7 protein-coding genes are annotated in these 6,363 nt (G+C 42.4%); 5 read left to right on the plus strand and 2 right to left on the minus strand.

Annotated features, from left to right (window positions below):
* A partial coding sequence (locus tag ACKPQ4_RS03510) for an NAD(P)H-hydrate dehydratase (protein WP_407679827.1) occupies positions 1–411 on the plus strand: 411 nt, incomplete at its 5' end.
* Positions 401–1,333 carry a nucleotidyltransferase family protein gene (locus ACKPQ4_RS03515; protein ID WP_407679828.1) on the plus strand — a complete coding sequence of 311 codons (933 nt, stop codon included), beginning with the start codon at positions 401–403 and terminating at the stop codon, positions 1,331–1,333. The genes ACKPQ4_RS03510 and ACKPQ4_RS03515, both read left to right, overlap by 11 nt.
* Here ACKPQ4_RS03515 and ACKPQ4_RS03520 read toward each other — a convergent pair.
* Positions 1,330–2,709 (minus strand): hypothetical protein, encoded by a 1,380-nt coding sequence (locus ACKPQ4_RS03520; protein WP_407679829.1) that lies wholly within the window; start codon positions 2,707–2,709, stop codon positions 1,330–1,332. The genes ACKPQ4_RS03515 and ACKPQ4_RS03520 overlap by 4 nt on opposite strands.
* A 71-nt stretch (positions 2,710–2,780) precedes the next feature.
* A complete protein-coding gene (trpS, locus tag ACKPQ4_RS03525) occupies positions 2,781–3,872 on the minus strand; it encodes a tryptophan--tRNA ligase (protein ID WP_407679830.1) in 1,092 nt (363 codons plus the stop codon).
* Between the two features lie 66 nt (positions 3,873–3,938).
* Between trpS and ACKPQ4_RS03530 the strand changes: the two genes are divergently transcribed.
* From ACKPQ4_RS03530 to ACKPQ4_RS03540, 3 genes are all read left to right on the plus strand, one after another.
* Positions 3,939–4,865, plus strand: a complete 927-nt coding sequence (locus tag ACKPQ4_RS03530; RefSeq protein ID WP_407679831.1) for a phosphopantetheine-binding protein — start codon at positions 3,939–3,941, stop codon at positions 4,863–4,865.
* A 58-nt stretch (positions 4,866–4,923) separates the two neighbouring features.
* Complete coding sequence (locus ACKPQ4_RS03535) at positions 4,924–6,123, plus strand: glycosyltransferase (RefSeq protein ID WP_407679832.1); 1,200 nt, start codon at positions 4,924–4,926, stop codon at positions 6,121–6,123.
* Positions 6,120–6,363, plus strand: a 244-nt coding sequence (locus ACKPQ4_RS03540; protein WP_407679833.1) for a glycosyltransferase family 2 protein, incomplete at its 3' end; no start/stop codon positions are given. The genes ACKPQ4_RS03535 and ACKPQ4_RS03540, both read left to right, overlap by 4 nt.

A 6,363-nucleotide genomic window follows, 5' to 3' on the forward strand; every position in this document is an offset into this window, starting at 1 on the left:
CGTCCGGAAATTATTGATTCCTGTGAAAATAAGGATCGATTCGTCCTCACACCCCATGAAGGAGAACTTAAGCGAATATCGGGAAAAAAGGAGGTAGAAGAATATCTTGCCGACTTTCCTGGGGTGATCCTGAGAAAAGGTCCACATTCACAAGTTCGTTTCATGGGATCCGTTCTTCATTTATTTTCCGGAACTTCTCTGTTAGCACGTGGAGGAAGTGGAGATTTACTCAGTGGTATCATTGGGTCGTTGATGGCACGGGGTGGACGCTCACTTGTGGACTGTACGGCGCTTGGTGCACTTTGGCATGGTCGTGCGGCCGAAGTACTGGCCAGGCAGCACGGACAAGAGGCTGTGAGCACTACTCAGATTCTTGACTATTTATCCTTTGCATTAAGAAATGACTTCTAATCAGCCCTCCTCATCTTTGCTCGTACTGGCTGCCGGAATGGGTAGTCGGTATGGTGGTCTAAAGCAGGTCGATCCCATTGGTCCTAATGGAGAAACCTTAATGGATTATTCCTTGTACGATGCGAGAAAGGCCGGATTTTCACGGGTTGTTTTTTTGATTCGTCAAGAAATGCAGGAGGTTTTTGATCAACAGGTTGGAAGGAAGTACGCAAATAAGATGGAGGTTGAATATGCCTACCAGAAAGTGGATGACCTTCCTGAAGGTACAGATATTTTGATCCACCGGGAAAAGCCATGGGGGACAGGACATGCAGTTTGGTGCGCCCGCACTGTGTTGGCAGGTAGTCCATTTGCCGTAATCAATGCGGATGATTTTTATGGTGCCGCCACGTTTTCTGCCTTAATCGATTCGATTTCTTCTTTTGTAGATTTCGGTTCCTCAGATGGAAAGATGATAGGATCCATGGTGGGGTATCTTTTGAAGGAAACTCTTTCCTCAAACGGCTCAGTTAGCCGGGGGATTTGCAAGATTAAAGAGGGTAACTTGCACTCGGTTGAGGAATGGTCAGGCATTGCCCACTCTGAAAGTAGAATTTCCGGTAAAAATTCTCGGAGCGAGTCTCTTTTTCTTTCTGGGGAGGAAACTGTATCGATGAATGTATGGGCCTTTCCCCAAACCGTTTTCCCCGCTCTGGAGGGTGAATTGAAAGACTTTCTTGAGACATCACAGGATTTAATAAACGATGAGTTCTACTTGCCCACAGCGGTGGATCAATGGATCAAGTCGGGTCGGGCTGACATTCAGGCCAATCTTGCCTCCTGTCAATGGATGGGGGTGACTTACCGGGAAGACAAGGAATTGGTGGTCAATTCGATCAAACAATTAATTGCTGACGGGTCGTACCCATCTTCTCTCTTCTAAGAAAAGTCCGGTGTGATTTCCAACTTTTGACCAGGCTTTACCTCTATCTTACCGCCTTTGTCAGGATCTTGATCGTTCCGATACACCTGTACAATTAAAGAAGCATTTTTTCTGGGTGAAGACCATGCCCATTTTCCGATTTCTATGAAATTCATAGATACACCTTCGTCCCAACTAAGCCCAGGTCCCTCACCCCGCAAATATGGTTTATTACCAATACCAATCATTACATTAGCTACCACTGTGGTGGGCCCACTATTTTCTTTATTTTCCTTAGAGGTTTCAGGTTTATCGACATTTAAAGAACTCTCTTCTCCAGCTAATAGGGCATCTACTTTACGCAATGTTTCTTCAGGGTCAGGTAGCCCAAGATCTAATTCTTTAGGCAAGTTTTCCTCTACATCCTTTTCCACGAATTCAGGTTCTTTCTGAGTAATCGTTTGCCCTGGGTATTCGTCTTCCCTCTCTGGTTCTGGCAAGGAGTCAATTTTTTCAAGATGTTCTGGTTCAATATCTGGGTCCAGTACAGGCTCTTCTTCTACTTCATCCTCTATTAATTCAAGAGTTTCTTCCTTTGGATCTTCTATTTGATCGTTCGAAATATCATCCGGCAAGATTTCGGGTTCTTCTTCCTCTTCTTTGAGTGTATTTGCTTCTTCAATAGATGGTTCAATCAATTTATCGTCGGAGTTTAAATCAAAATCAACCTCTTCGATAGCTGTCTGTTCTACTTCTTCAGTAATCTTTTCTTTAACAATCGGATCCTTTTCAATGGGGGTCTTGCCTTGAGGGCTATCTGCAATGAAATCAACTTTTTCTTGAAGTAAGCCAACTTTATCAATCAGTTTTCCGAGAGTCTCTTTGACTTCGTTAAGGTCGCTATCGTTTTCAGAAATAAGGGGTTGAGTTAAGCTGGCCTCCTCAATTCGATCGAGCTTAGAATTAATTTGATTTTCTAAATTAGTAAGCTTTTCGATGAGGGTATCTGGGGATTGCTCGGCTTGTTGAAGCGGGGAATCAGATACTATTTTATCGACCAATGTGGGTACCTTGTCGACCTTGACCGCCAATGCATCAAGTTCGGAGCGTACTTCTTTCAATTCGTAAAATGCTTTGCTTGCTAGATCTGAGTCTGTTTGGGTATTTTTTTCTTCGATGCGGTCGATAATGCCTGCCAAAAAGTGAGGGAGGAAAAGGAGGATGGATATTAACCCTGTACCAAGTAAACAAGATGCAATTTCCCAATGCCCCAAAGTACCTTGTTCTTTCAGAGTAACGAAAGCAAAGAGGGCAATGATTAGAAACAGGAAGGCAGCCGCCCCATAAAATGGCCCTTTGCCGAGTCCATCGTTTTCATTTTCTAGATCGTAATCCATCAACCTTTCACCATTGGATGTAATGTTGTTTTTTTTAATTAAAACCAAGCCAAAAATTCGGTGAGCACGGCTTAATTCCTTGCCCGTTCAGTCAAACCAATCTTTCTGCTAACTTTGGAAAGAATTTTATACGCTCTTTTTTGAGCAGCCTGAGCACCTTCCTTGAGAACAGAATCCAAATAATTTTTATCCTTGATCAATTCATGATAAGATTCACGGACCGGTCGGAGGTTTTCTGTAAGTAATTCAATGACTTCAGCTTTTAGTTCTCCATATCCTTTTCCCAGGAAATGGGACTCCAGGTCATTGATACTTTCTCCGGATAAAGAGGAGTGGATAGTAAGCAAGTTAGAGACACCAGGTTTTGTGGAATTCGCTTTTATTTCTGCTTCCGAATCTGTGACCGCAGATCCAATTTTTTTCTTAATTTGTTCAGGTTTATCGAGTACAAAGATCGTAGCCTTTTCATTTTTATCAGATTTTGACATTTTATGCATTGGATCAGACAGGGACATGATACGAGCACCAGTTTTCGGAACATAGGGTTCAGGTATTTTAAAAGTTTCTGAATATTTTTGATTAAAGCGTCCGGCCAAGTCACGGCAGAGTTCCAAATGTTGGCGTTGATCTTCCCCCACAGGTACAAGTTCTGCGTTGTACAATAGAATATCTGCAGCCATGAGTACCGGATAGCAGAGAAGTCCGGCATTAATGGAAGCCTGTGCCCGCACTCCCTCGTGAGTAAATTTTACATCATCCGAACCTTTTTCCTCCGCTACCTTGAATCCGAGCTTGGCTGCTTTGTCTTTGAATTGTGTCATTCTCTGCAACTCACCGATCGGAGTCATACAGGTAAGAATCCAGGCGAGTTCAGTATGTCCAATAACATGGGATTGTACGAATTGGTGGCATTTTTTGGGGTCCAATCCGCAGGCAATGTATTGGGCAATGCATGAGTAAACATTTTGACGAAGATCAGAGGGCTTGGGAGGAACGGTAATTGCGTGCAGATCAACGATACCAAAAAAACATTCATAATCATCGAGCATATCAGACCAGTTTCTCACAGCTCCTAAGTAATTACCCAAAGTCAATTGGCCAGTAGGTTGGGCACAGGTAAGGATGACAGGTTTAGGTTTGCTCGTTTGGTCAGATTTGCTCATGTTAAAGAGCCATTACAACCATATTGTTTAACAGATGACAATTCTCATCCCCATTTTCCTTAACTCATGAACGAACCTGAATCAATTGTTCTAAAAAATGAGTTATCTGAGCTTTTAAAAAGATGCTCTTCGGAAACGCTAAGTGCTGCTTTATCTTTCCGGGAAAATAAGGATATCGCTAAGATCGAACCAATTGTTCTTGGGATTATTGACCGTCACCTTGAGCCTGATCAGCGAGTAGTTTTTAAAAACTCTGATGATTCTCTACGACTTTATGAGGACCTGGGCTTAGATTCTTTGACTATGTTGGAAATTGTTATGCTCGTTGAGCAAACACTCCAAGTAAGCATCGACAATGAAGAACTTAAAGACCTTCGAACCTTGGGAGATGTTAAACAATACTTGGATGCCAAGGTTCGTGGAGTTGAGCCTCCCAATCGTTCTAAAACATTTAGAATTGAAGAAGTTGCATCGATCATGCCCCATAGAGAACCCTTTCTTTTTCTTGAGTCAGTTACTATTGATGGAGAGGATGTGCGTGGGGATTATAAGATTACTGGGAACGAATATTTTTTAGAGGGTCACTTCAAAGAACAGCCTGTTTTTCCTGCATCGATCATGATCGAGGCTCTCGGGCAGATGTGCGTATTTTTTCTTCTTCAGGGTACCCACCCTGCTTTGTCTCGAAAAGTTAAGCCTGATTCCATCTTTTTTACTGCATGCGACGGGATTAAATGCCGTCGTATTTGTAAACCTGGCGATGTACTTTCCATGTCTGTAAAAGTATCAAGAATCAGGCATCCTCTCGCTTGTTTTTCGGGTGAGATTTTAGTGAACGGTCAGAAAACAGCTCAAGCAGCTGAGATTAAACTCGCCTTTGATTTTTACCCAGTGGTTGATGGAGGGACAGATGAACGGGAGATAAATACAGATTCCGAGTTGAATGGCGTAAGTAATTCGACTAAGTCGAATGCACCTTCAGGGAATTCCTGACTTTTAACTGAGAGTCCCTTGATCTGTAAAATTTTATTCGCATTAAAAGTTTTTTGTGTTGAGTGATTCAGCTTTTTTATACGCCACATTTCCTCGTCTTACCGAAACTTTTGTTCGTCGGGAGTTAAGAGAATTAAAGAAACTTGGATTTACACCTGATCTTTTTTCCATCTGGAAAGGCCAATGCTTATGGGAAGGCAGAGAGATCAGGCTTTTTTCAATTTCCCGGCTTTTTTTTCTTTTTGCTTGGATTCCTTATTGGGCATGGAGAAAACCTAAGGCTTTTAAAAATATTCTCACCCATTTATGGTCCTCCACCTGTCCGAACTTTCAAAATTGGAATGAAACTTTTTTGGGTTTGGCTTATGCATTGGTTGAGGCCAAGAAATTTGAGAGATTAAAATATCGACGAATTCACGCAGTTTGGGCAACCATGCCAGCCACTGCAGCACTTGGTTTACATATACTCACCGATGTCCCTTACTCGATGGGTGCTCATGCCTATGATGTTTTTCGACATCAAGGAGACTGGTTGTTGAGTTTGAAACTAAAGCGGGCTGTGAGGGTAAGAACTTCTTCAGTTTCAACTGCCCGAAGATTAACGGATGTAGGTGTTGATCAGAATCGATTAATTCTCATCCATCGAAGCTTGAATCCCATGCCTGTCCGTACAGATTTTTCGCTTGTTCGTAAAGAATCTCTTAGCCTTGTAAGTGTTGGACGATTAGTTGAAAAAAAAGGCTATTTTTTACTCCTGAAAATCCTAGAAGATCTAAGAGCCCGGGAAGTTCCTTTTACTCTCGATATTTTGGGTGACGGTCCCTTGAAGAAAGAATTGACTATTGAACTATCCCGCACGCATCTCGATCGTTTTGTGTGCCTACATGGGCATTGTCCTGAGGATCAAATTATCTCATGTTACGGTAAAAGTGATGCCCTGCTTTTTCCCGGCGTTATTGCATCTAATGGCGATCGGGATGGCATCCCTAATGTGATACCTGAAGCCATGTCCTGTGGATTGTTAGTTCTTGCCTCAAATCGTGCTGGGAGTTCCGAAGCTTTTACAGACCAAGAATCTGGCTATTCTCTTGATCCTTATAAATCGAGTTCTTGGTCAGTCTTGTTAGAAGAATTTTATACGAATCCCGATAAATTTATTCAGGTTCGTAAAAACGCATTTTCCCGTGCAAATGAGCAGTTTTCGGCAAAAGTGAATTGTCAAAAGTTAAAATCTTCCTTTGATCAGATCTTTGCATGATGCCCAAAGTCAGTATTTTAATAAGCGTCCGTGACCAATTGGCACTTACTCAAAAATGCCTTTCCAAGCTGGAAGCCACTTTAGACGAGTCGATTTCATTTGAAGTTTTGATTGCAAATGATGGCAGTGTTGATGGAACTCAGGAGTTTCTGGACAAGCTTGGCGAACCATACCGGATTTTTCATCGTTCGCACAGTGTTGGGTTCGGGAAAAATCACAATTGGTTGGCTGAGAATGCCA

This window comes from Candidatus Chordibacter forsetii (genome assembly GCF_964187505.1).
Classification (GTDB): Bacteria; Verrucomicrobiota; Verrucomicrobiia; order Opitutales; family Seribacteraceae; genus Chordibacter; species Chordibacter forsetii.